This window comes from Synechococcus sp. BO 8801 (assembly GCF_002252675.1).
Classification (GTDB): domain Bacteria; phylum Cyanobacteriota; class Cyanobacteriia; order PCC-6307; family Cyanobiaceae; genus Cyanobium.
Window position 1 is genome coordinate 15,802 of record NZ_NQKY01000019.1, and the last position, 20,437, is coordinate 36,238.

Consider the following 20,437-nt stretch of genomic DNA (forward strand, 5'->3'; position numbering starts at 1 on the left):
CCCTCCCTTTCCGCTCCTTCGCCCAGATGCAGACCCTGACGACGCCCCAACCCACCACCACCGGCGCCGCCGAACCGTTCCTGGTGATCGACGGGGTCAGCAAGGTGTACCCCACCCCCAACGGGCCCTACACCGTGCTGGACAACATCAGCCTGGAGGTGACCGAAGGGGAGTTCATCTGCGTCATCGGCCATTCCGGATGCGGCAAATCCACCCTGCTGGATCTGGTCTCCGGCTTCGGCCAGCCCACCAGCGGCGAGGTGCGACTGGAGTCGGTGCCGATACGGGAACCGGGACCGGACCGGATGGTGGTGTTCCAGAACTATTCGCTGCTGCCCTGGATGTCGGCCGCCGAGAACGTGGCCCTGGCGGTGAACAACGTGTTCCCCCACCTCAAACGCAACGGCGACGCCAGCCGGATCGTGGAGAGCCACCTGGCCATGGTGGGGCTGAGTGAGGCCGCCGACAAGAAGCCGGGCAGCCTCTCAGGAGGGATGAAGCAGCGGGTCTCGATCGCCCGGGCCCTGGCTTTGCAGCCCAAGGTGCTGATCCTCGATGAACCCTTCGGCGCCCTCGATCCGATCACCAAGGAGGAGCTGCAGGAGGAGCTGCTGAAGATCTGGCAGGAGCACCGGGTGACCGTGCTGATGATCACCCACTCCATCGATGAGGCCCTGTTCCTCGCCGACCGGGTGGTGATGATGACCAACGGCCCGGCGGCGACGATCGGCGAGATCCTCGAACTGCCCTTCCCCCGTCCCCGCCAGCGGGCCCAGCTGATGGAGATGCCGGAGTACTACGACTACCGGAACCACGCCCTGGACTTCCTCTACCGCCGTTTCGCCCACGACGACCAGTGAGGCCGCCACACCCTGAAGGGGTCACGATCGCCGAAGGCCACACCCTGTTGCTGGAACCTGACTGTCAGGATGGCGTGCGCTGCTTCCTGATCGAACGGGGGCTGCTGAAGGTGTCGTTGTCCTCCACCGACAGCCAGCCCATCACCCTGGGATTTCTCCAGGCCGGCGACCAGCTGCCGCTGGAGTTTCAGCGACGGGCCACCATGCACCTGGAGGCCATCACCCCGGTGCACCTGAGCGAATGCGGCGTGGAAGCCCCCCAGCCCGGGCAGCACAGCCTCAATGACTGGGCCGTGGATCTGCTGCTGATCCGCCGGCTCACCACGGCCGAGCAACGGCTCACGGCCCTGCTGCGGCTGCTGGCCGAACGCATCGGCCGGCGTCAGAAGGACTGGTACGTGCTGCCGCTCCAACTCACCCACGCCCAGATCGCCGATCTGATCGGCCACACGCGGGTGACGGTGACCCAGCAGTTTTCCCTTCTCCGCCGCGCCCGGCTGATCGAAACCTGCCGTGGCCCGGCCGGTGACCTGCGGTTGGCGCCCGGGCTGGTGGAGCCGCTGGTCGCCGGCTCAGGGGCTGGCTGGGGGCCGATCGGCTGAAGCGTCGGCGAGCGCCTGTGTCGAAGAAACCGCCACCGGTTGCAGCGTCACCGCCGCGGCCTTGAGCTCCGGCTGCTGGGAGATGGGGCAGCCCAGGGCATGCATCAGCCGGTTGGCCTCGCAGGCCTGCTCCTGGGCCGCCCCCCAGTGCATCGGCAGGAACACCGTGCCCTGGCGGATGCGGTCGGTGACGAGCACCCGGGCCGTCACGGCAGCCCGCCGGGAGCTCACCTGCGCCCGGCCACCATCGACCAGTCCGTGGGCCCGGGCGTCGGCGGGATGGACCTCCAGCAGCGGCTCGGCATGGGGCCGCAGCAACCGCTCGACCTGGCCGGTGCGGGTCATGGTGTGCCACTGCTCCAGATAGCGGCCCACGGTGAGCACCAGGGGGTAGTCGCCATCGGGGGGTTCCCCCAGGCCCATCGGCTGCTCGCTGATCAACCGGGCCCGGCCGGAGGGGGTGGGGAAGCGGCCGGAGGTGTGCAGACGCGGGGCACCGCCGCCGGGCGCCGTGCCGGCGGGGAAGGGCCATTGCTGGGGACCGTGCTCCTGCAGCAGCCCGTGGCTGAGGCCGCTCAGATCGCACACCCGGCCCGCGGTGATCGCCACGAACTCGGCGAACACCTCGGCCGAGGAGCCATAGCGGAACTGCTCCTCGAAGCCCAGGCGCCGGCCCAGTTCGGCGAAGATCGCCCAGTCGGGACGGGCCTCCCCCGGGGGCGCACGGAAGGCCGGGCACAGGGTGACGCGGCGCTCGGAATTGGTCATCACCCCGGCCTTTTCGCTCCACTGCGCCGCCGGCAGCACCAGGTGGGCGATGGCGGCGGTTTCGGTGCCGGCGTAGGCCTCGCTGAGCACCACCAGCGGGCAGCGGGCCACGGCGGCCCGCACCCGATCGAGCCAGGGGAGGCTCACCAGCGGATTGGTGGCCGCCACCCACCAGAGCCCCAGGGCCCCCCGCTCCATCGCCTCGATCTGCTCCCACACGGTGAGGCCCGAAGCCGGCGCGATGCTCCCCGGCGCCAGGCCCCAGTGCCGCTCGATCTGGGCGCGGTGGCCGGCGTCGGTGACGGAGCGGTAGCCCGGCAGCAGCCCGGCCAGCCCCCCGGCCTCCCGGCCCCCCATGGCATTGGGCTGGCCGGTGAGGGAGAAGGGCCCCGCCCCGGGTCTGCCGATCTGGCCGCTCACCAGGTGCAGGTTGATGATCCCCGCCACGGTGGCGGTGCCCTCCACGCTCTGGTTCACCCCCATCGACCAGAGGCTCACCACGCCCGTGCTGGCCGCCCAGCGGGCCGCCAGCTGGCGCAGCTGCTGCTCCTCGATGCCGCAGAACAGGCTCACCTTCTCGGGCGTCCAGCCCGCCCAGAGCTCCGCGAGCGCCTCGAAGCCCTCGGTGGACGCCGCCACGTAGGCCCGATCCACCGCCCCCTGCTCCAGCAGCAGATGGCCGAGGCCATGCAGCAGCGCCAGGTCGGTGCCGGGCCGGATCGCCAGGTGCAGGTCGGCCGCGTCGCTGGTGGCGGTGGCGCGGGGATCCACCACCACGATCTGCAGGTCCTGCTTCTGCTTGCGCTTGCGCTTCAACAGCCGCTGGAACAGCACCGGATGGCACTCGGCCGTGTTGGTGCCGATCAGCAGCACCGTGTCGGCCTGATCGAGATCGTCGTAGCAGCAGGGGGGACCGTCGCTGCCGAAGCTGCGCACGTAGCCGGACACGGCCGAACTCATGCAAAGGCGCGAGTTGGCATCGAAGTTGTTGCTGCCCAGCGCCCCCTTGATGAGCTTGTTGGCGACGTAGTAGTCCTCGGTGAGGAACTGCCCGGAGCCGTAGATCGCGATCCCGTCGGGTCCCTGCTCGGCCAGGGTGCGGCGCACCTGGGCCTCGATCAGGCCGAAGGCCCGGTCCCAGCTGATCGGCTCGAAGGGCTGGTCGGTGCGCGGCCGGTAGAGCGGGGTGGTGAGGCGGTTGCGGTGCAGGGTCTCGCCCACCGTGGCCCCCTTGACGCAGACCTGCCCCAGGGAGGAGGGATGGTGGCGGTCGCCGCGGGCCGTCCAGATCGCTTCGCCGCCTTCGGTGGCCGCCGCGGGGGGCTTCATCTCCAGGCCGCAGCCCACACCGCAATAGGGGCACTGGGCCCGGGCCGGGCCGTCGGAGGGGGAGGGAGGCGTGGCGGGGAGGCTCAAGATGGCGGGGGCACGACAGCGACGGGCAGCCTCCCGGCGGACGTTCGGGCGTCCGCTGCGGCCACCCCCATCACCACTCCGGCCGGAGCACCGAGCTTAAGTGAGTGTCACGACGTCATCCCCCGAGAGCCCTTCCGTGACAACGATTCAGAACGGCCCAACCGCCACCTCCACCGGCCCCGTTGAGGTGGTCCTGATCCGTCACGGCGAAACGGCCTGGAGCCTCTCGGGCCAGCACACCGGCAACACCGACATCCCGCTCACCCCGCGCGGGGAGGAGGCGGCCCGCGGCCTCGCACCGCTGCTGGCGGCCAGCCCGTTCTCCCTGGTGCTGTGCAGCCCCCTGCAGCGGGCGCGGCGCACCTGCGAACTGGCGGGGCTGGCTGCTCAGGCTTGCCTCGAGCCCGATCTGGTCGAGTGGAACTACGGGGCCTACGAAGGTCTGACGAGCACGGAAATCGAGCGGGATCGGCCGGGCTGGATGGTGTTCCGGGATGGCTGTCCCGACGGGGAGAGTCCCGCCCAGGTGGGGGAACGGGTCGACCGGGTGATCGGCCGGCTGCGGCAGGAGGGCGGCCGGGTGGCCCTGTTCGCCCACGGCCATCTGCTGCGGGTGTTCGTGGCCCGCTGGATCGGTCTGACGCCCAGCCACGGCGCCCATTTTCTGCTCGACACCGCCACCCTCACGGTGCTTTCTGATTACCGGGGTCTGCCGGCCGTGAAGTGCTGGAACGCCCCCCTGGCTCCGGGCCCCTGAGGGAGGTCCATGTCGGATCCCTGACCCCCCCAAAGGAGAGCGGTCGATTTAACTTCTTTTCCACGCAGGCGGGCGAAAGTTGACCTGTCAGCCCCCTGCATGTGACGGCCATGACCATCTCGACGATGGCCCCCTTCGAGGCCCAGGCCATGACGCCGGAACTGGAGCAGGAGCTGTCCCTGATCGATGCCTGGTGGCGCGCCGCCAACTATCTGGCCGTCGGGATGATCTATCTGCGGGACAACCCGTTACTGGCCCAGCCGCTGCGGCATGAGCACGTCAAGGCCCGGCTGCTGGGGCACTGGGGGTCCTCCCCCGGCCAGGCCTTCCTCTGGGCCCATGCCAACCGCGTGATCCGCCGCCACGACCTCGACATGATCTATCTGTCGGGGCCGGGTCATGGCGCCCCCGGCGTGCTGGGGCCCACCTACCTCGACGGCAGCTACAGCGAGGTGTACCCGGACAAGAGCCAGGACAGCGAGGGGATGCGCCGCTTCTTCAAGCAGTTCTCCTTCCCCGGCCACATCGGCAGCCACTGCACCCCGGAAACCCCCGGTTCGATCCACGAGGGCGGCGAACTCGGGTATGTGCTGTCGCACGCCTGCGGGGCGGTGTTCGACAACCCCGACCTGATCGCCCTGGCCTGCGTGGGCGATGGCGAGGCCGAGACCGGCCCCCTGGCCACCTCCTGGCACATCAACAAGTTCCTCAACCCGATCGGCGACGGGGCGGTGCTGCCGGTGCTGCACCTCAACGGCTACAAGATCGCCAACCCCACCCTGCTGGCCCGCATCCCCCACGAGGAGCTGGCCAGCCTGATGCGCGGCTACGGCTGGGAGCCGATCTTCGTCGAAGGCCACGAGCCGATGGCCATGCACCGGTCCATGGCCGCCGCCATGGACCAGGCGGTCGGGCGCATCCTGGAGATCCGCGCCGAGGCCCGCGCCAGCGGCGAGGCCGTCCGCCCCGCCTGGCCGATGATCGTGCTGCGCTCGCCCAAGGGCTGGACCGGACCGGCCTCCCTGCACGGCAAGAAGCTGGAGGGATTCTGGCGCTCCCACCAGGTGCCCCTGGCGGCGCCGAACACCGATCCCGAGCAGCTGCAGCTGCTGGAGGAGTGGCTCAAGAGTTACCGGCCCGAGGAGCTGTTCGACGAGCACGGCACCCTGCGGCCTGACCTGCAGGCGCTCTCCCCGCAGGGACACTGGCGGATGGGCTCCAACCCCCACGCCAACGGCGGCCTGCTGCGCCGCAAGCTGCAGTTCCCGCCCCTGGAGGACTACGCGGTGCAGGTGGTGGCCCCCGGCGCCACGGAGGAGGAGAACACCTTCCCGCTCGGCGAACTGCTTCGCGACATCATCCGCGCCAATCCCACCTCCATGCGGGTGTTCGGCCCCGACGAAACCGCCTCCAACCGGCTGCAGGCCATCTATGAGGTGAGCAAGAAGGTGTGGATGGAGGAATTCCTCCCTGAAGACCTCAACGGCAGTGAACTGGCCCGCAGCGGACGGGTGGTGGAGATGCTCAGCGAGCACACCCTGGTGGGAATGATGGAGGGCTACCTGCTCACCGGGCGCTACGGCTTCTTCCACACCTACGAGGCCTTCGCCCATGTGATCGCCTCGATGTTCAACCAGCACGCCAAATGGTTGGAATCCTGCCTGCTGCATGCCACCTGGCGGGCCCCGATCGGCCCCTGGAACTGCCTGATCTCCTCCACGGTGTGGCGGCAGGACCACAACGGCTTCACCCACCAGGACCCCGGCTTCATCGACCTGGCGGGCAACAAGAGCGGTGACGTGGTGCGGGTGTACCTGCCGGCCGATGCCAACTGCCTGCTGGCGGTGGCGGAGGAGGCCCTGCAGGAAACCAACGTCTGCAACATCATCGTCTCCGACAAGCAGAAGCACCTCCAGTACTTCACCCTGGAACAGGCCCGGCGCCATGTGGCCAAGGGGGTGAGCATCGTCGGCTGGGCCAGCAACGACGACTGCGGCGCCACCCCCGATGAGCCGGATGTGGTGATGGCCTGCGCCGGCGACATCCCCACCAAGGAGACACTGGCGGCGGTGGAGATCCTGCACCGGGAGATCCCCAGCCTGCGGATCCGGGTGATCAACGTGGTCAAGCTGTTCGCCCTCACCGAGCCGAACGAGCATCCCCATGGCCTCAGCGACCGGGACTTCGACACCCTGTTCACCACCGACCGGCCGGTGATCTTCAACTTCCACGGCTACCCCTGGCTGATCCACCGCCTCACCTACCGCCGCACCAACCACGCCAACATCCACGTGCGCGGCTACAAGGAGAAGGGCAACATCAACACGCCGCTCGAACTGGCGATGAACAACCAGATCGACCGCTTCAACCTGGTCATCGACGTCGTCAACCGGGTGCCCTTCCTGCGCTCCCGCGCCGCCCACGTCAAGGAGCGGATGCAGGACGCGATCCTCTCCAACCGGGCCTATGCCCACACCCATGGCACCGATGCCCCGGAGGTGACCGACTGGCGCTGGACGCCCCCGGCGTCCGCGCAGGGATGACCGAGCCGGCGACGCTGGCCGGCGAGGTGGCTGGGGAGGTGCTGGTGCTGAACGCCGGCAGCTCCAGCCTCAAGGTCTCCGTGCACGCCCGCTCGGGGGACTGCCTCTGGAGGGACCAGCGCAGCTGGAGCGTCGGCGCCGCGGAAGGGTCGGCCCCCGAGGAGCGGCTGGAGGCGGTGCTGGACGCCTGGCTGCCCGGGGCCCTGGCCGGCCGGGTTGACGGGCTGACGGTGGCCGGCCACCGGGTCGTCCATGGCGGCGAGCGATTCACGGCTCCGGTCCGGCTCGATGCCGCCGTGCTCGCGGTCCTGGAGGAGCTGGTGCCCCTGGCGCCGCTGCACAACGGTCCGGCCCTGCGGGTGATGCGCTGGCTGAGCCGCTGGCAACCCGGGATCACCCAGTGGGCCTGCTTCGACACGGCCTTCCACGGCACCCTGCCGGAGGCGGCCCGCACCTACGCGATTCCGGCCCGCTGGCGCGCCGGCGGCCTGCGGCGCTTCGGCTTCCACGGCCTCAACCACCAGCACGTGGCCGAAACCGTGGCCCGCCGCTCCGAAAGCGAGCACCGCAGCGAGGAGCTGCGGCTGATCAGCTGCCACCTCGGCGCCGGCTGCTCCCTCTGCGCCATCCGGGGGGGCCGCAGCATCGCCACCACCATGGGCTACACGCCCCTGGAGGGCCTGGTGATGGCCACCCGCAGCGGCTCCATCGACCCCGGCCTGCTGCTGCACCAGCTGCGCCGGGGCGTCACGGCCGAGGAACTCGACCACGGGCTGCAGCAGGAGAGCGGCCTGCTGGGCCTCTCGGGGCTGAGCGCCAGCATGAAGGACCTGCGCCAGGCCGCCGCCGCAGGCCACGCCGGCGCCGAGCTGGCGATCGCGGTGTTCCGCCACCAGCTGCTGCAGGGCATCGGGGCCATGGCCGCCAGCCTGGGCGGGGTCGACGTGATCGCCCTCACCGGCGGCATCGGTGAACACGACCGGGCCCTTGGGGAGGAGCTGGAGGCGGCGCTGGCCTGGCTGGCGCCCTTCGAGCTGCTGCGGATCGCCGCCGATGAGGAAGGGGTGATCGCCCGGCACTGCGGTGCGGCCGGCCCCTGAGGCCTCAGGGGCGGCGCCAGGACTCGCGGTGCATCCAGCTGATCCAGTCGGCGGAGATCTGCTTGGGGCAGGCGGCCTCGCATTCCAGGTGGCTGCTGCAGCTGCCGAAGCCCTCGCTGACCATCTGGTCCTGCATGGCCCGGGCGCGCTGCCGCCGCTCCGACTGGCCCTGGGGCAGCTGGCCCAGGTGCGCCAGCTTGGCGGCCACGAACAGGCTGGCGGAGGCGTTGCGGCAGCTGGCCACGCAGGCGCCGCAGCCGATGCAGGCGGCGGTGTCGAAGGCCTGGGCCGCCTGCTCCCGGCCGATCAGCAGGGCGTTGGCCTCCGGCGCACTGCCGGTGTTGATCGAGCAGTAGCCGCCACTGGTGATGATCCGGTCGAAGGCGGAACGGTCCACGGCCAGGTCCTGCAGCACGGGAAAGGCCCGGGCGCGGAAGGGCTCCAGGGTCAGCACGGCGCCGTCGCGGAACTGGCGCAGGTAGAGCTGGCAGACGCTGGTCGCCCGCTGGGGTCCCTGGGCCTGGCCGTTGACGAGAAAGCCGCAGGACCCGCAGATGCCCTCGCGGCAGTCGTGCTCGAAGCCCACCGGCCGGGCCCCTGCGGCGATCAGCCGTTCGTTGAGCAGGTCGAGGGCTTCGAGCAGGGAGAGGTCGGTGGAGACCCCCTCCAGCCCATGGACCTCGAAGCCGCCGGGCTGATCGGGACCGGCCTGGCGCCAGATCCTCAGGGTGAGGGAAACGGTCTGCATGGAAACGGCCGTGGCGGGGACAGCCGTGGCGTCGGGGCTGATTCTGCCGGTCAGGCGGCGGGGATGTTGTCGTTCCGCGTCATCCACGCCGCAATGGCCCCGGTCCCAAGGCGAAAGATGCAATACTCAGTCAATTTTCAGAAATAGGGTTCCGGCCCGCCATGCCCGATCGGGTCCCTGCTGCCGCGTGAACGATCACCGAAAACTTGTCGTGGAGCTTCGCCGGTCGATGGGGCGGCTTGAGGCGGCCCTCGGCACGATCAGCGATGCCCTGGTGATCACCAGCTGCGAGGGGCGGGTGCTGTGGTGCAATGCCAGCTACGCGCGGCTGGTGGACCGCACCCCCCCGGCGGTCCTGGGGGAATCGATCTACGACCAGCTGCCCCGCGACTGCGACAGTGCCCCCCTGCTCAACCCGGAGCTGGTGCTCGCCGGCGGCGACCTGGGGGGCCACTTCACCCGGGTGCTGGACCGCAGCGAGCTGCGGGCCATCGAGATCGAGTGGAAGCCCATCCGCAGCGAGCGGCTGAGGCCGCTCATCTTCTGCTTCCGGGACGTCAGCGCCCTGCTCTCCTACGAGCAGCTGCGGGTCGAGGCCGAGCGGATCGAACGGCGTCGCCAGCAGACCGAGAACCTGAACCGGGCCCTGGAACTGGAACGCCTCGCCCTGGCCACCAAGGTGATGGAGTGTCCGGTCACCGGTCTGCCCAACCGCCGCGGGCTCCACGTCAGCATCCGGGCCGCCCTCAAGACCCAGCGCCAGAGTGGCGGCCGGATCAGCATCCTGTTCTGCGATCTCAACAGCTTCAAGGAGATCAACGATCTGCACGGCCATCAGATCGGCGATGACCTGCTGATCGAGATCGGCCGCCGGCTGCAGCACTCCCTGCGCTTCGGCGACATCCTTTCCCGCCTTGGTGGCGATGAGTTCGTCGTGCTGACGATGGGCATCTTCAATGAGGCCGATGCCCTGCAGCTGGCGATGCGGCTCAATGATGCCGTCGGTCAGGCCTGGTCGGTGGAGGACCACACGATCCGCCCGTCAATGAGCATCGGCATCACCATCTCGGACGATCCGGACATCACCGTGGATGAGTTGATCCGGCGGGCTGATCTCGCCATGTACGAAGCCAAGACCAACGATCAGCACATCGCATTTTACCATTCCTCCATCGACAAGAAGGTCAGGAAGAACATCCATCTGCGCCATCAGCTGGAGGGGGCGATCCAGCACGAGGCCATGTTCCTCGCCTATCAGCCGATCGTCGGGCTGGAGGATCGGGCGGTGGTGGGGATGGAGGCACTGCTGCGCCTCGGGGCGATCACGGCGCCGATCGCCACCCCCTCGGAATTCATCCCCCTCGCCGAGCGCACGGCCCTGATCCTGCCGATCGGCCGCTGGGTGATCAGCGAAGCCCTCCGTCATCTCAGCCAGCTGCGCGCCGAGGGCTCGGAGATCACGATGGCGATCAATGTGAGTCCCCTGCAGCTGAAGGAAAGCGGCCTCAGCGATTACTTCCTCACCCAGGCGGAACGGCTCGGGGTGGATCCCGGCTGGACCGTGATCGAGGTGACCGAAAGCATCCTGATCGAGCACCCGGAACTGGCCACCTCCGAGCTGAGCCGCCTGCGGGAGGCCGGCGTCAAGGTGCATCTCGATGACTTCGGCACGGGTTACTCCAGCATGTCGTGGCTGGCGCGGCTGCCGATCGACTCCATCAAGGTCGACCGCAGTTTCATCGCCGACTTTCTCAACGACCACCGCAAGGCCGTGGTGCTCGAGGCCATGATCCGCCTCTCCCACGACCTGGGCCTGGGCCTGATCGCCGAAGGCATCGAGACCGCCGAGCAGCACGAAGGACTGCTCGCCATGGGCTGCGACCAGGGCCAGGGATTCTTCTTCGGCCGGCCCGAACCGCTCAGCCGTAGTTTCGCGGTCCCGGCACAACGGATCGGTAGGTGAGGGGCTCGCTGTGGCGCAGGGGGGTGCCGCCGGGGCGGTGCTCCCAGGCCGCGATGTGGGCGAAGCGCTCGTCGTCCCGCAGGGCTTCCCCGTCCGGGGTCTGATGCTCCTCGCGGAAGTGGGCGCCGCAGGATTCTTCCCGCGCCAGGGCGTCCCGCAGCATCAGATCCGCCAGTCCGAAGAAGTCCTCCAGGCGCAGGGCCTTCTCCAGTTCGCCGTCGAGCACACCGTCCTGGTCCGGGAGGCGCAGATCCCGGAGGAAGTCCTGGCGCAGAGCCTCCAGCTCGGTGAGCGCCGCCGTGAGGCGCTCGGCGCGGCGGCTGATGCCGCAGGCGTCGATCATCAGGTGGCCCAGCCGGCGGTGGAAGACATCCACGGGCTGGGTTCCCCCCGTGCTTCGCAGGGCCCCGATGCGGGCCTCCACCGCCGCCACGGCCCCCCGGCAGGCCGGGTGGTCGTCCGCCAGGACGCCGGCACCGGCGCCGGCCAGCCAGCCCGTCACCGTCGCCGGGGCGATGAAGTATCCGTCGGCCAGGGCCTGCATCAGCGCACTGGCCCCGAGCCGGTTGGCGCCGTGCTCGGAGAAGTTGGCCTCCCCGAGCACGAACAGGCCGCCCACCGTGCTCATCAGGTGGTAGTCGACCCACAGCCCACCCATCGTGTAGTGGGGGGCGGGATAGATCCGCATCGGCGTGGCCCTGGGGTCGTCGCCGGTGATCCGCTCGTACATCTCCAGCAGGTTCCCGTAGCGGGCGTCGATCGCCCCGGTGCCGTCCCGGGCGATGGCGCCGGCCAGGTCGAGGTAGACGGAGCGGCCGCCGGGCCCGACGCCCCGGCCCTCCAGGCACAGCTCCCGGGCCCGACGTGAGGCCAGATCCCGCGGCACCAGATTGCCGTAGCTGGGGTACTGGCGCTCAAGGAAGTAGTCCCGCTCCGCCTCCGGAATCGCCGCCGGCGGCCGGTCGTCGCCGGGGTGCAGCGGCAGCCAGATCCGGCCGTCGTTGCGCAGGCTCTCGCTCATCAGGGTGAGCTTGCTCTGGTGGGCGTCGCCGCTGGGAATGCAGGTGGGGTGGATCTGGGTGAAGCAGGGGTTGGCGAAGCAGGCCCCCCGCCGATGGGCCTGCCAGATCGCCGTGGCGTTCGACTTCAGGGCATTGGTGGACAGGTAGAAGACGTTCGAATAGCCGCCGGTCGCCAGCAGCACCGCATCGGCGCTGATCACCTCCAGGGCACCGGTGAGCTGGTGACGGCAGACCACCCCCCTGGCCCTGCCGTCATGGACGATCAGGTCGAGCATGTCGCGGCGGCAGAGCAGCTCCACCCGCCCGGCGGCGACCTGGCGCAGCATCGCCTGGTAGGCGCCGTAGAGCAGCTGCTGGCCCGTCTGGCCCCGGGCGTAGAAGGTGCGGCTCACCAGGGCGCCGCCGAAGCTGCGGTTGGCGAGGGTGCCCCCGTACTCCCGGGCGAAGGGCACCCCCTGGGCCACGCACTGGTCGATGATCGCGCCGCTGATCTCGGCCAGCCGGTGGCAGCCGGCTTCCCGGGCGCGGAAATCACCCCCCTTCACCGTGTCGCGGAACAGGCGCTCGACGCTGTCGCCATCGTTGGCGTAGTTGCGGGCGGCGTTGATGCCCCCCTGGGCCGCCACGGAATGGGCCCGCCGGGGGCTGTCGTGATAGGTGAGCACCTGCACCCGGTAGCCCTGCTCGGCCAGGCTGGCGGCGGCCGAAGCCCCCGCCAGACCGCTGCCCACCACCAGGATCCGCAGCCGCTGCTTGCGGTTGGGGCTGATCAGCGGCAGGTTCTCGCGGCAGCGCTGCCAGGCGGTGGCGACGGGGCCGTCGGGCAGGCGCGGATCCAGCGGCATCGGCGTGCTCATCCGCCGGCCAGCAGCGGGACCGCGGGCCGCAGCACCAGAGCGATCGGCACCAGGGTGAAGCCCGCCCCCAGCAGCAGGGCCAGCCCCCGGCCCCCCAGCCGCAGGGCGGCCGCATTGGCGGGCTCCAGCAGCCCCAGCCGGCGCACGGCGCTCTCGGTGCCGTGGATCAGGTGCAGACCCACCGCCAGCCCGGCGGCCCCGTAGAGGGCCAGGCACCAGGGCGTCGCCAGCACCTCCAGCACGGCGGCCAGCTCAGCCCCCGCCGCCGGGCGATGCCAGCGCAGCTGGGCGAGGTGCAGGAAGAGAAACAGCAGCAGCAGCGAGCCGCTCCAGGGGATGGCCCGGCCCGCCAGGGCCGCCAGGGGCTCCCACGCTCCCGTCCGGCGGCTGCGCAGGGGGCCGGCCGCCGGGCCGCGGGCCTGGCGGTTGACGCGGGCCCGGTGCAGCGAGAGCAGGGGATGGCCGAGAGCGGCCGCCAGCAGGGCGACCTCCAGCCAGGGCAGCCAGCCCTGCTGGTGCAGGGAGGCGGCATAGCTCTCGAACGACGGCGGATCCACCAGGGCCAGCAGCACGCCGCCGAGGTGGACGGCGAGGAACAGCACGAGCGCCAGGCCGGTGACGGCGATCCAGAATCCGATGATCATTCAGCTGCAGGTCAGCGCCCCTGGAGGCAAGGTGGCAGAAGGCATCGGGGGAAGGGGCCGGGGCGGGGCATGCGGCCGCCGGAAGCCGGGCAGGGCGCCAGGTGGTGTGCCAGGCGGTGTGCTGGGTGGTGCGCTGGGCACTGCGCCGACATGAAGCGGTCCGACCAGGCGCCCCTGGTGAGCGTCATCGTACCCAACTTCAACCACGGGGCCTTCCTGGGGGAGCGGCTGCGATCGATTTTCGACCAGACATTTCAGGACTTCGAGCTGATCGTTCTCGATGACGCCTCCCGCGACGATTCCCTCGCGGTGATCAGGGAGCGGCTGCAGGCCCATCCCCACCGGCTGGTCTGCAATGCGGTCAACTCAGGTCAGCCGTGCTCGCAATGGCTGAAGGGCATGGACATGGCCGCGGGGCGTTACATCTGGATCGCCGAATCGGATGACACCTGCGCACCGCTGTTTCTCGAACGGATGGTGACCCACCTCGAGAACGGCAGCGTGCTGGCGTACTGCCGCACCACCTCGATGGATGCCACGGGCGATCCGATCGCCGACCAGAGTTTCTGGCCGGATCACTTCGACGCGGAGCGCTGGCAGCACTCCTTCACCCTCGAAGGGTCGCAGCTGTGTCGCACCTACATGGACCGGGGCAATGTCATCGCCAATGCCAGTGGCGTGGTGTTCCGGAAGCCCGATGCCGCGACCCTGGAGGCCCTCGGCCCGCTGACCGCCGGCCGGCGCTGCACCGGCGACTGGCTGTTCTGGAGCCACTACCTGATGCGGATGGGTGGCACCGTGGCCTTCGACGCCGAGGCCCTCTCCGGCTTCCGCTGTCACGACAAGACCACCCGCAGCACCGTCAGCCGCGGCCAGGAAAGACTCCGCTTCGCGGAATATTCCTCCGCCATCGCCTCGGTGCTGCGCATCACCCGGCCGAAGCCGGCCTGGCACTGGCATGCCGTGGCCACCAGCGGCGGCTGGGACTGGATTCTCTACGAATACCTCTGGCGCTACAAGCCATCGCTGGCCGAGAAGCTGCTGATCCGGATCCTGCACGGCCCCCTGCGCCTGGGGCTGTACGCGCGGCTGCTGCAGTCGCCGCAACTTCGCCGCCGCTACCTCCGCTGGCCCACCGGCTGAGGCGACACCACCGGGCCGGCCCGGTGGCCGCGACTATCGTTGGGCCCGGCAGCCCTGGGTGGTCATTGCGCGTCGCCTTTGCCCACTACAGCCAGGCGGATGACATCAGCGGCGTCACCACCTGGGTGCTGGGACTGGCCCGACGACTGGCGGCCGATGGTGTCAGCGTCGCCATCCATTTCGTGATCGCCCCCGGTGCAGGAAGCAGCGAAGGGAGCGCGGAAGGCCGTGGCGAACCGCCGCTGTTCGAGACCCTGCGGCGCCAGGGCATCGAGGTGTTCGCCACGCCCAGGCGGGCCAGCCTCGCAGCGGACGCCCGGGACACCCTGGCCTTCCTCAACCACTGGCGGCCGACGGTGTTCCTGCCCCAGTGCAAGCCGGCCCACTACGCGGCGGCGGCCCAGGCCGGCCGCCGGGGGCTGCCCTGGGCCCTCACCCTGCATTCGGATGATCCCGACTACTGGGCGACCGTGGCGGCCTTCGGGGGCGCCCGCCAGGGCAGCGTCCTGGTCTGCGTGTCCCGCCACATCCGCGAGGCCTGCACCGCCAGGGGCATCGATCGGCCGGCCCGGGTGATTCCCTACGGCGTGCAGGTGCCGGCGACGGCGACGGACGTCCGCGCCGATCCCTTCCGGGTGGTGTTCAGCGGCAGGATCTGGGAGCACCAGAAGCGCGCCTCCCTGGTGATCCGGACGCTGATCCAGGCCTGCCGGTCGAAGGCCTCCATCCGCGCCACCCTGATCGGCGATGGCTATGCCCGGGCGGACTGTGAACGGCAGGTGGCCGAGGCCGGCCTCGCCGCGGCGATCGACTTCACCGGATCGCTGCCCCCCGAGCAGGTGAAGGCCCGGCTGCTGGATGCCCAGGCCATCCTGCTGATGTCCGACTTCGAGGGGCTGCCGATCGCCCTGCTGGAGGCGATGGCAGCCGGCGTGGTGCCCGTGGTGCGCCGCATTCCCAGCGGCATCCCCGAGCTGGTCGACGATGGCCGCACCGGCCTGCTGGTGTCGGAGGATCCCGAGGAGGCCGCCGCTGCCCTGGGGCGGCTGGCCGACGATCCCGCCCTCTGGCGGCGCTGCTCGGCGGCGGCCCGGGAGCTCGTCAGCGGCCACTACAACGCCGACGCCAGCTACCTGCTGTGGCGCCGTCTGCTGGAGGAGCTCGACCAGCAGGGCAGGGCCGCCCCGTCCAGCCCCTACCCGATCCCCTGCCGCCGCATCGAGGGCCTGCGGGGGATCCCGCCCTCCTTCCATCAGGAGTACCGGGCCCCCCAATCCCGCTCCGCCGCCCTGCGGCAGGCCCTGCGCACGGCCGTCGCCAGGGCCAAGCACCGGATCAAGGGGCTCCTGGGCCGTCGGCGGGGCGGGTGACCCCGGCATGGGAGGGTGCACCGATCCCCGGCGCCCGGCCGTGCGACTCTCGCGCCCCTCCACCCTCCTCTGCGCCTTCCTGACGCTGCTGAACGACCGGCTGGGGGAGAGCATCGTCTTCCCACTGCTGCCGTTCCTGCTCGCGGACTTCACCACCGACGGCCGCACCCTGGGCCTGCTGGCCGGCAGCTACGCCATCGCCCAGTTCAGCTTCACCCCCCTGATCGGAGCCCTCAGCGACCGCTACGGCCGCAAGCCCGTGATCACCGCCTGCGTGGCCGGCTCGGTGCTGGGCCTGGGCCTGTTCGCCCTCACCGTGATCCTGCCCTGGAGCCGCGTCTGGCCCGAGGCCGCCGCCGCCGGCCTGCCCCTGGGCCTGCTGTTCGCCGCCCGCCTGATCGACGGGGTCAGCGGCGGCACCGCCGCCACCGCCGCGGCCGTGCTGGCCGACATCTCGACACCGGAACGGCGGGCCCGGGCCTTCGGACTGATCGGTGTGGCCTTCGGGCTGGGGTTCATCCTCGGCCCGGCCCTGGGCGGCCTGCTGGGCCGCATCAACGTGAGCCTGCCGCTGCTGCTCGCCGTGGGGTTCGCCGCGCTGAACCTGGTGGTGGTGGTGACCCTGCTGCCGGAAACCCATCCGCCCAACGAGCGGCTGCCCCTGCCCCGGGTCTGGGAGCTGCAGCCCTTCGGCCAGCTGCAGCGGGTGTTCGCCGATCCGAGAGTGCGGCGCCTCTGCGCCGCCTTCTTCCTGTTCTTCCTGGGGTTCAGCGGCTTCACCGCCCTGCTGGTGCTGTACTTCAAGCAGGCGTTCGGCTGGGGCCCGGGCCTGTCGGCGGGCGCCTTCCTGGTGGTCGGTGTGGTGGCCACGGTGGTGCAGGGGGGCCTGATCGGTCCGCTGGTGCAGCGGCTGGGGGAGTGGCGCCTCACCCAGATCGGCCTGGGCTGTGTCATGGCGGGCTTCCTGCTGGTGCCCCTGGCGGATCAGGGCAACGCCGTGCCCCTGGTGTTCACGGCGGTGGCGATCCTGGCCCTGGGCACCGGCCTGGTGACCCCCAGCCTGCGCAGCCTGGTGTCACGGCGCCTCGCCGACAGCGGCCAGGGCGCCGCCCTGGGCAGCCTGCAGGGACTGCAGAGCCTGGCCAGCTTCCTCGGCCCACCCCTGGCGGGGCTGGCCTACGAGACCATCGGCCGCCGCAGTCCGTTCTGGCTGGGGATACTGCTGATGGCCGTCGTGGTGTGGCTGGTGGCGGCAGGATCCCACCGTCAAGCAGAGGCGACACCCTGACGGCGGGATCGCCATTGCTACCTTGCCTTTTCTGATGCTCGCGGAGCCCCGCCGTATGTCGTCGCAGCCGGTCGTCGCTCCCGATCTCTACATCAACCGCGAGCTGAGCTGGATTGAGTTCAACCGCCGGGTGCTGGCCCTGGCGCTTGATGAGCACACGCCGCTGCTGGAGCAGGCCAAATTCAGCGCCATCTTCAGCAACAACCTCGACGAATTCTTCATGGTGCGGGTGGCTTCGCTGAAGTCACAGCTGGAAGCGGGGGTCACCGGCCGCAGCGATGACGGCCTGACGCCCCAGGAGCAGCTGGAGGCGATCCAGACGAAGCTGCGGCCCCTGCTGGAGATGCAGCAGCAGCACTACCGCCACTCCCTCAAGACCCATCTGGCCGAGTACGGGGTCCAGCTGCTCGACTATCTGCGGCTCAACGAGGCCCAGAAGGCCTGGGCCGACGACTACTTCCGCAAGGCGATCTTTCCGGTGCTCACCCCCCTGGCGGTGGACCCGGCCCACCCGTTCCCGTTCCTCAGCAACCTGAGCCTGAACGTGGCGGCCCTGATCCGCGACCCGGACACGGGCCGCCAGCAGTTCGCCCGGGTGAAGGTGCCCCAGAAGATCCTGCCGCGCTTCGTGCCGATCCCCACCGAGCTGAGCGGCGTCGTGCCCACGCCGGGCTACACGGCGGTTCCGCTCGAGCAGCTGGTGGCCTTCAACCTGCGCTGGCTGTTCCCCGGCATGACCATCGAGGGGCACTACTTCTTCCGGATCACCCGGGACGCCGACCTGGAGCTGCGGGATCTGGAGGCCGACGACCTGATGGAGGCCCTGCAGGAGGGCCTGCGCAAGCGCCGGGTGGGCGGCGAGGTGGTGCGGGTGGAGGTGGCCGACGAGATGCCCGAGGAGGTGGTGCACCTGCTGATGGAGGGCACCGACGTGGAGCCGGCGGACATCTACCGCACCAACGGCCCCCTGGGCCTCGACGACCTGATGAGCCTGATGGCGATCCCCCTCAGCCAGCTGCGGGACGCCCCCCACAAGGGACGAACGGCGCCGGCCCTGGTGCGGGCCCAGCGCAGCCAGCTGGAGGACGGTTCGATCAAGCAGGAGGAGTTCGAGAGCATCTTCTCGGTGCTGCGGCGCGGCGACGTGCTGCTGCACCATCCCTTCGACCTGTTCTCCACCTCGGTGGAGGAATTCCTCAGCCAGGCCGCCGCCGACGCCTCGGTGCTGGCCATCAAGATGACCCTCTACCGCACGTCGAAGGATTCGCCGGTGGTGGCCTCCCTGATCCGCGCCGCCGAGAACGGCAAGCAGGTGATGGCCCTGGTGGAGCTCAAGGCCCGCTTCGACGAGGACAACAACATCCAGTGGGCCCGCCAGCTGGAACGCTCCGGGGTGCATGTGGTGTATGGCGTGCTGGGGCTCAAGACCCACACCAAGGTGCTGCTGGTGGTGCGGCGCGAGAAGGGATCCCTGCGCAGCTACGCACACATCGGCACCGGCAACTACAACTCCAAGACCTCCTCGCTCTACACCGACGTCGGTCTGCTGACGGCCCGGGAGGACTTCGGCCAGGATCTGGTGGAACTGTTCAACTATTTGACCGGATTCTCCAAGCAGCAGAGTTTCCGCAAGTTGCTGGTGGCGCCCGTCACCCTGCGCAAGGGCATGGAGGGGCTGATTCGGCGGGAGATCGACCATGCCAAGGCCGGTCGCGGCGGACACATCAAGGCCAAGATGAATGCCCTGGTGGATCCGGCGATCATCGCCCTGCTCTACGAAGCCTCGGCCGCCGGGGTGCGGATCGAGCTGATCATCCGGGGCATGTGCTCGCTGCGGCCCGGGCTCGAAGGGGTCAGCGAGGGCATCACGGTGATCAGTGTCATCGGTCGCTTCCTGGAGCATTCCCGGCTGTTCTGGTTCGCCAACGGCGGCCAGCCGGAGATGTTCTTCGGCAGCGCCGACTGGATGCCCCGCAACCTCGATCGCCGGGTCGAGGCGGTGGCGCCGATCGAGGACCCGAAGCTCCAGCAGCAGATCGAAGCCTTGCTTGAGCTTTACCTCACCGATACGGGCGCCTGGCACATGCACAGCGATGGACACTTTGCACAGCGTCAGCACTCCGGCGAGCCAAAACTGACCCAGAAGCTGCTGATGGAACGCTGGCGCGGCGGCCTCGTTCCGGAGGCCAAAGCGTAGCCATCACGACATAAGCAACTTCTTTCAGTCAAAATACATACAATCTTCCGCCGGATCCGGGTTTCAACCTTCCTGCGGTGCTACATTCCGGCCAAATTCATTCGGGAGCCTGGGGTGATGGGGACACCTCTGCATTCCGCCCTCTCGCTGCTGAAGAGCAGTGCAGAAGGGGCTTCGTCCAGCAGGACGAAATCCAGCGGCGGTTCAGTCAGTTCCAAGCCGACAGCCACAGCCAAAACCACGGCCCGCCAGGGGGGGCGCATCAGCGCCGACTCCATCGGTTGGTATCTCAGCACAATTGGCCGTGTGCCTCTTCTTACACCGGCTGAGGAAATCGAACTCGCCCACCACGTCCAGGCGGGCAAGAAGCTCCAGGCCCTCGTCGACGGTGAGCTCACCGCCCGCCAGAGGCGCCAGCTGCGCATGGGCCAGCGGGCCCGCGACCGCATGATGGCCGCCAACCTGCGGCTGGTCGTGAGCGTCGCCAAGAAGTATCAGAACCAGGGTCTCGAACTGCTCGATCTTGTCCAGGAAGGGGCGATCGGTCTGGAGCGGGCCGTCGACAAGTTCGACCCCGCCATGGGCTACAAGTTCTCCACCTATGCCTACTGGTGGATCCGCCAGGGCATGACACGCGCCATCGATAACAGCGCCCGCACGATTCGCCTGCCGATTCACATCAGCGAGAAGCTCTCGAAGATGCGGCGCATCACCCGCGAGCTCTCCCACCGGCTCGGGCGCCAGCCCAACCGGCTCGAGCTGGCCCATGCCATGGGCATGCAGCCGGAGGAGCTCGAGGAACTGATGACCCAGAGCGCCCCCTGCGCCTCCCTCGACGCCCACGCCCGTGGCGAGGAGGATCGCAGCACCCTGGGCGAGCTGATCGCCGACCCGGCCAGCAACGAGCACTTCGACTCGATGGACCGCCATCTGCAGAAGGAGCACCTCGGCGCCTGGCTCTCCCAGCTGAACGAGCGGGAACAGAAGATCCTGCGGCTGCGCTTCGGCCTTGAGGGCGCCGAACCCCTCACCCTCGCCGAGATCGGCCGCCAGATCAACGTCTCCCGCGAACGGGTGCGCCAACTGGAGGCCAAGGCGATCATGAAACTGCGCCTGATGAGCAACCTTCACCAGGCCGCCTGACCCAAGCTTCCCTGCT

The 20,437-nt window shown here is 69.7% G+C and carries 15 protein-coding genes; 11 read left to right on the forward strand and 4 right to left on the reverse strand.

Annotated elements, in window-relative coordinates; genetic code table 11:
- The first annotated feature begins 26 nt into the window (after positions 1–26).
- Positions 27–860 carry a nitrate ABC transporter ATP-binding protein gene (locus CJZ86_RS12810; RefSeq protein WP_094586391.1) on the forward strand — a complete coding sequence of 278 codons (834 nt, stop codon included), beginning with the start codon at positions 27–29 and terminating at the stop codon, positions 858–860.
- A complete protein-coding gene (locus CJZ86_RS12815) occupies positions 857–1,462 on the forward strand; it encodes a Crp/Fnr family transcriptional regulator (RefSeq protein WP_233134012.1) in 606 nt (201 codons plus the stop codon). The genes CJZ86_RS12810 and CJZ86_RS12815 overlap by 4 nt, the downstream gene beginning before the upstream one ends.
- Here CJZ86_RS12815 and CJZ86_RS12820 read toward each other — a convergent pair.
- Complete coding sequence (locus CJZ86_RS12820) at positions 1,433–3,646, reverse strand: molybdopterin oxidoreductase family protein (protein WP_286145732.1); 2,214 nt, start codon at positions 3,644–3,646, stop codon at positions 1,433–1,435. The two genes, CJZ86_RS12815 and CJZ86_RS12820, sit on opposite strands and share 30 nt — an antisense overlap.
- Before the next feature lie 136 nt (positions 3,647–3,782).
- Here CJZ86_RS12820 and CJZ86_RS12825 point away from each other — a divergent pair, with 136 nt between their 5' ends.
- The 3 genes from CJZ86_RS12825 to CJZ86_RS12835 all read left to right on the forward strand — a co-directional run bounded on the left by CJZ86_RS12825 (position 3,783) and on the right by CJZ86_RS12835 (position 8,046).
- The gene (locus CJZ86_RS12825; RefSeq protein ID WP_094586395.1) at positions 3,783–4,403 is read left to right on the forward strand and encodes a histidine phosphatase family protein; all 621 of its coding nucleotides are present in this window, start codon (positions 3,783–3,785) and stop codon (positions 4,401–4,403) included.
- A gap of 110 nt (positions 4,404–4,513) precedes the next feature.
- Positions 4,514–6,946: a phosphoketolase family protein gene (locus CJZ86_RS12830; protein WP_094586397.1), complete on the forward strand. Its 2,433-nt coding sequence runs from the start codon at positions 4,514–4,516 to the stop codon at positions 6,944–6,946.
- Entirely contained in the window at positions 6,943–8,046 is a 1,104-nt protein-coding gene (locus CJZ86_RS12835) for an acetate/propionate family kinase (protein WP_094586399.1), read from the forward strand. The genes CJZ86_RS12830 and CJZ86_RS12835 overlap by 4 nt, the downstream gene beginning before the upstream one ends.
- 4 nt (positions 8,047–8,050) lie before the next feature.
- Here CJZ86_RS12835 and CJZ86_RS12840 read toward each other — a convergent pair whose 3' ends face one another.
- Positions 8,051–8,794, reverse strand: coding sequence for a succinate dehydrogenase/fumarate reductase iron-sulfur subunit (locus CJZ86_RS12840; RefSeq protein ID WP_094586401.1), 744 nt, complete (start codon positions 8,792–8,794; stop codon positions 8,051–8,053).
- Positions 8,795–9,005: 211 nt separating this feature from the next.
- On the opposite strand from CJZ86_RS12840, the gene CJZ86_RS12845 reads away from it, so the two are divergent.
- Positions 9,006–10,757: a putative bifunctional diguanylate cyclase/phosphodiesterase gene (locus CJZ86_RS12845; RefSeq protein ID WP_158219565.1), complete on the forward strand. Its 1,752-nt coding sequence runs from the start codon at positions 9,006–9,008 to the stop codon at positions 10,755–10,757.
- Here CJZ86_RS12845 and CJZ86_RS12850 read toward each other — a convergent pair.
- Complete coding sequence (locus tag CJZ86_RS12850) at positions 10,714–12,624, reverse strand: fumarate reductase/succinate dehydrogenase flavoprotein subunit (protein WP_094586453.1); 1,911 nt, start codon at positions 12,622–12,624, stop codon at positions 10,714–10,716. The genes CJZ86_RS12845 and CJZ86_RS12850 overlap by 44 nt on opposite strands.
- An 8-nt stretch (positions 12,625–12,632) precedes the next feature.
- Positions 12,633–13,280 (reverse strand): succinate dehydrogenase/fumarate reductase transmembrane subunit, encoded by a 648-nt coding sequence (locus CJZ86_RS12855; RefSeq protein WP_094586405.1) that lies wholly within the window; start codon positions 13,278–13,280, stop codon positions 12,633–12,635.
- A 150-nt stretch (positions 13,281–13,430) separates the two neighbouring features.
- On the opposite strand from CJZ86_RS12855, the gene CJZ86_RS12860 reads away from it, so the two are divergent.
- From CJZ86_RS12860 to CJZ86_RS12880, 5 genes are all read left to right on the forward strand, one after another.
- Positions 13,431–14,423: a glycosyltransferase family 2 protein gene (locus tag CJZ86_RS12860; RefSeq protein WP_158219566.1), complete on the forward strand. Its 993-nt coding sequence runs from the start codon at positions 13,431–13,433 to the stop codon at positions 14,421–14,423.
- A gap of 65 nt (positions 14,424–14,488) precedes the next feature.
- Positions 14,489–15,793, forward strand: coding sequence for a glycosyltransferase family 4 protein (locus CJZ86_RS12865; protein ID WP_094586409.1), 1,305 nt, complete (start codon positions 14,489–14,491; stop codon positions 15,791–15,793).
- 7 nt (positions 15,794–15,800) lie between these two features.
- The gene (locus CJZ86_RS12870; protein WP_094586411.1) at positions 15,801–17,081 is read left to right on the forward strand and encodes an MFS transporter; all 1,281 of its coding nucleotides are present in this window, start codon (positions 15,801–15,803) and stop codon (positions 17,079–17,081) included.
- A gap of 34 nt (positions 17,082–17,115) precedes the next feature.
- Positions 17,116–19,278 (forward strand): polyphosphate kinase 1, encoded by a 2,163-nt coding sequence (ppk1, locus tag CJZ86_RS12875; RefSeq protein WP_094586413.1) that lies wholly within the window; start codon positions 17,116–17,118, stop codon positions 19,276–19,278.
- Positions 19,279–19,395: 117 nt separating this feature from the next.
- The gene (locus CJZ86_RS12880; RefSeq protein WP_094586415.1) at positions 19,396–20,421 is read left to right on the forward strand and encodes a sigma-70 family RNA polymerase sigma factor; all 1,026 of its coding nucleotides are present in this window, start codon (positions 19,396–19,398) and stop codon (positions 20,419–20,421) included.
- The last annotated feature ends 16 nt before the right edge of the window (positions 20,422–20,437 follow it).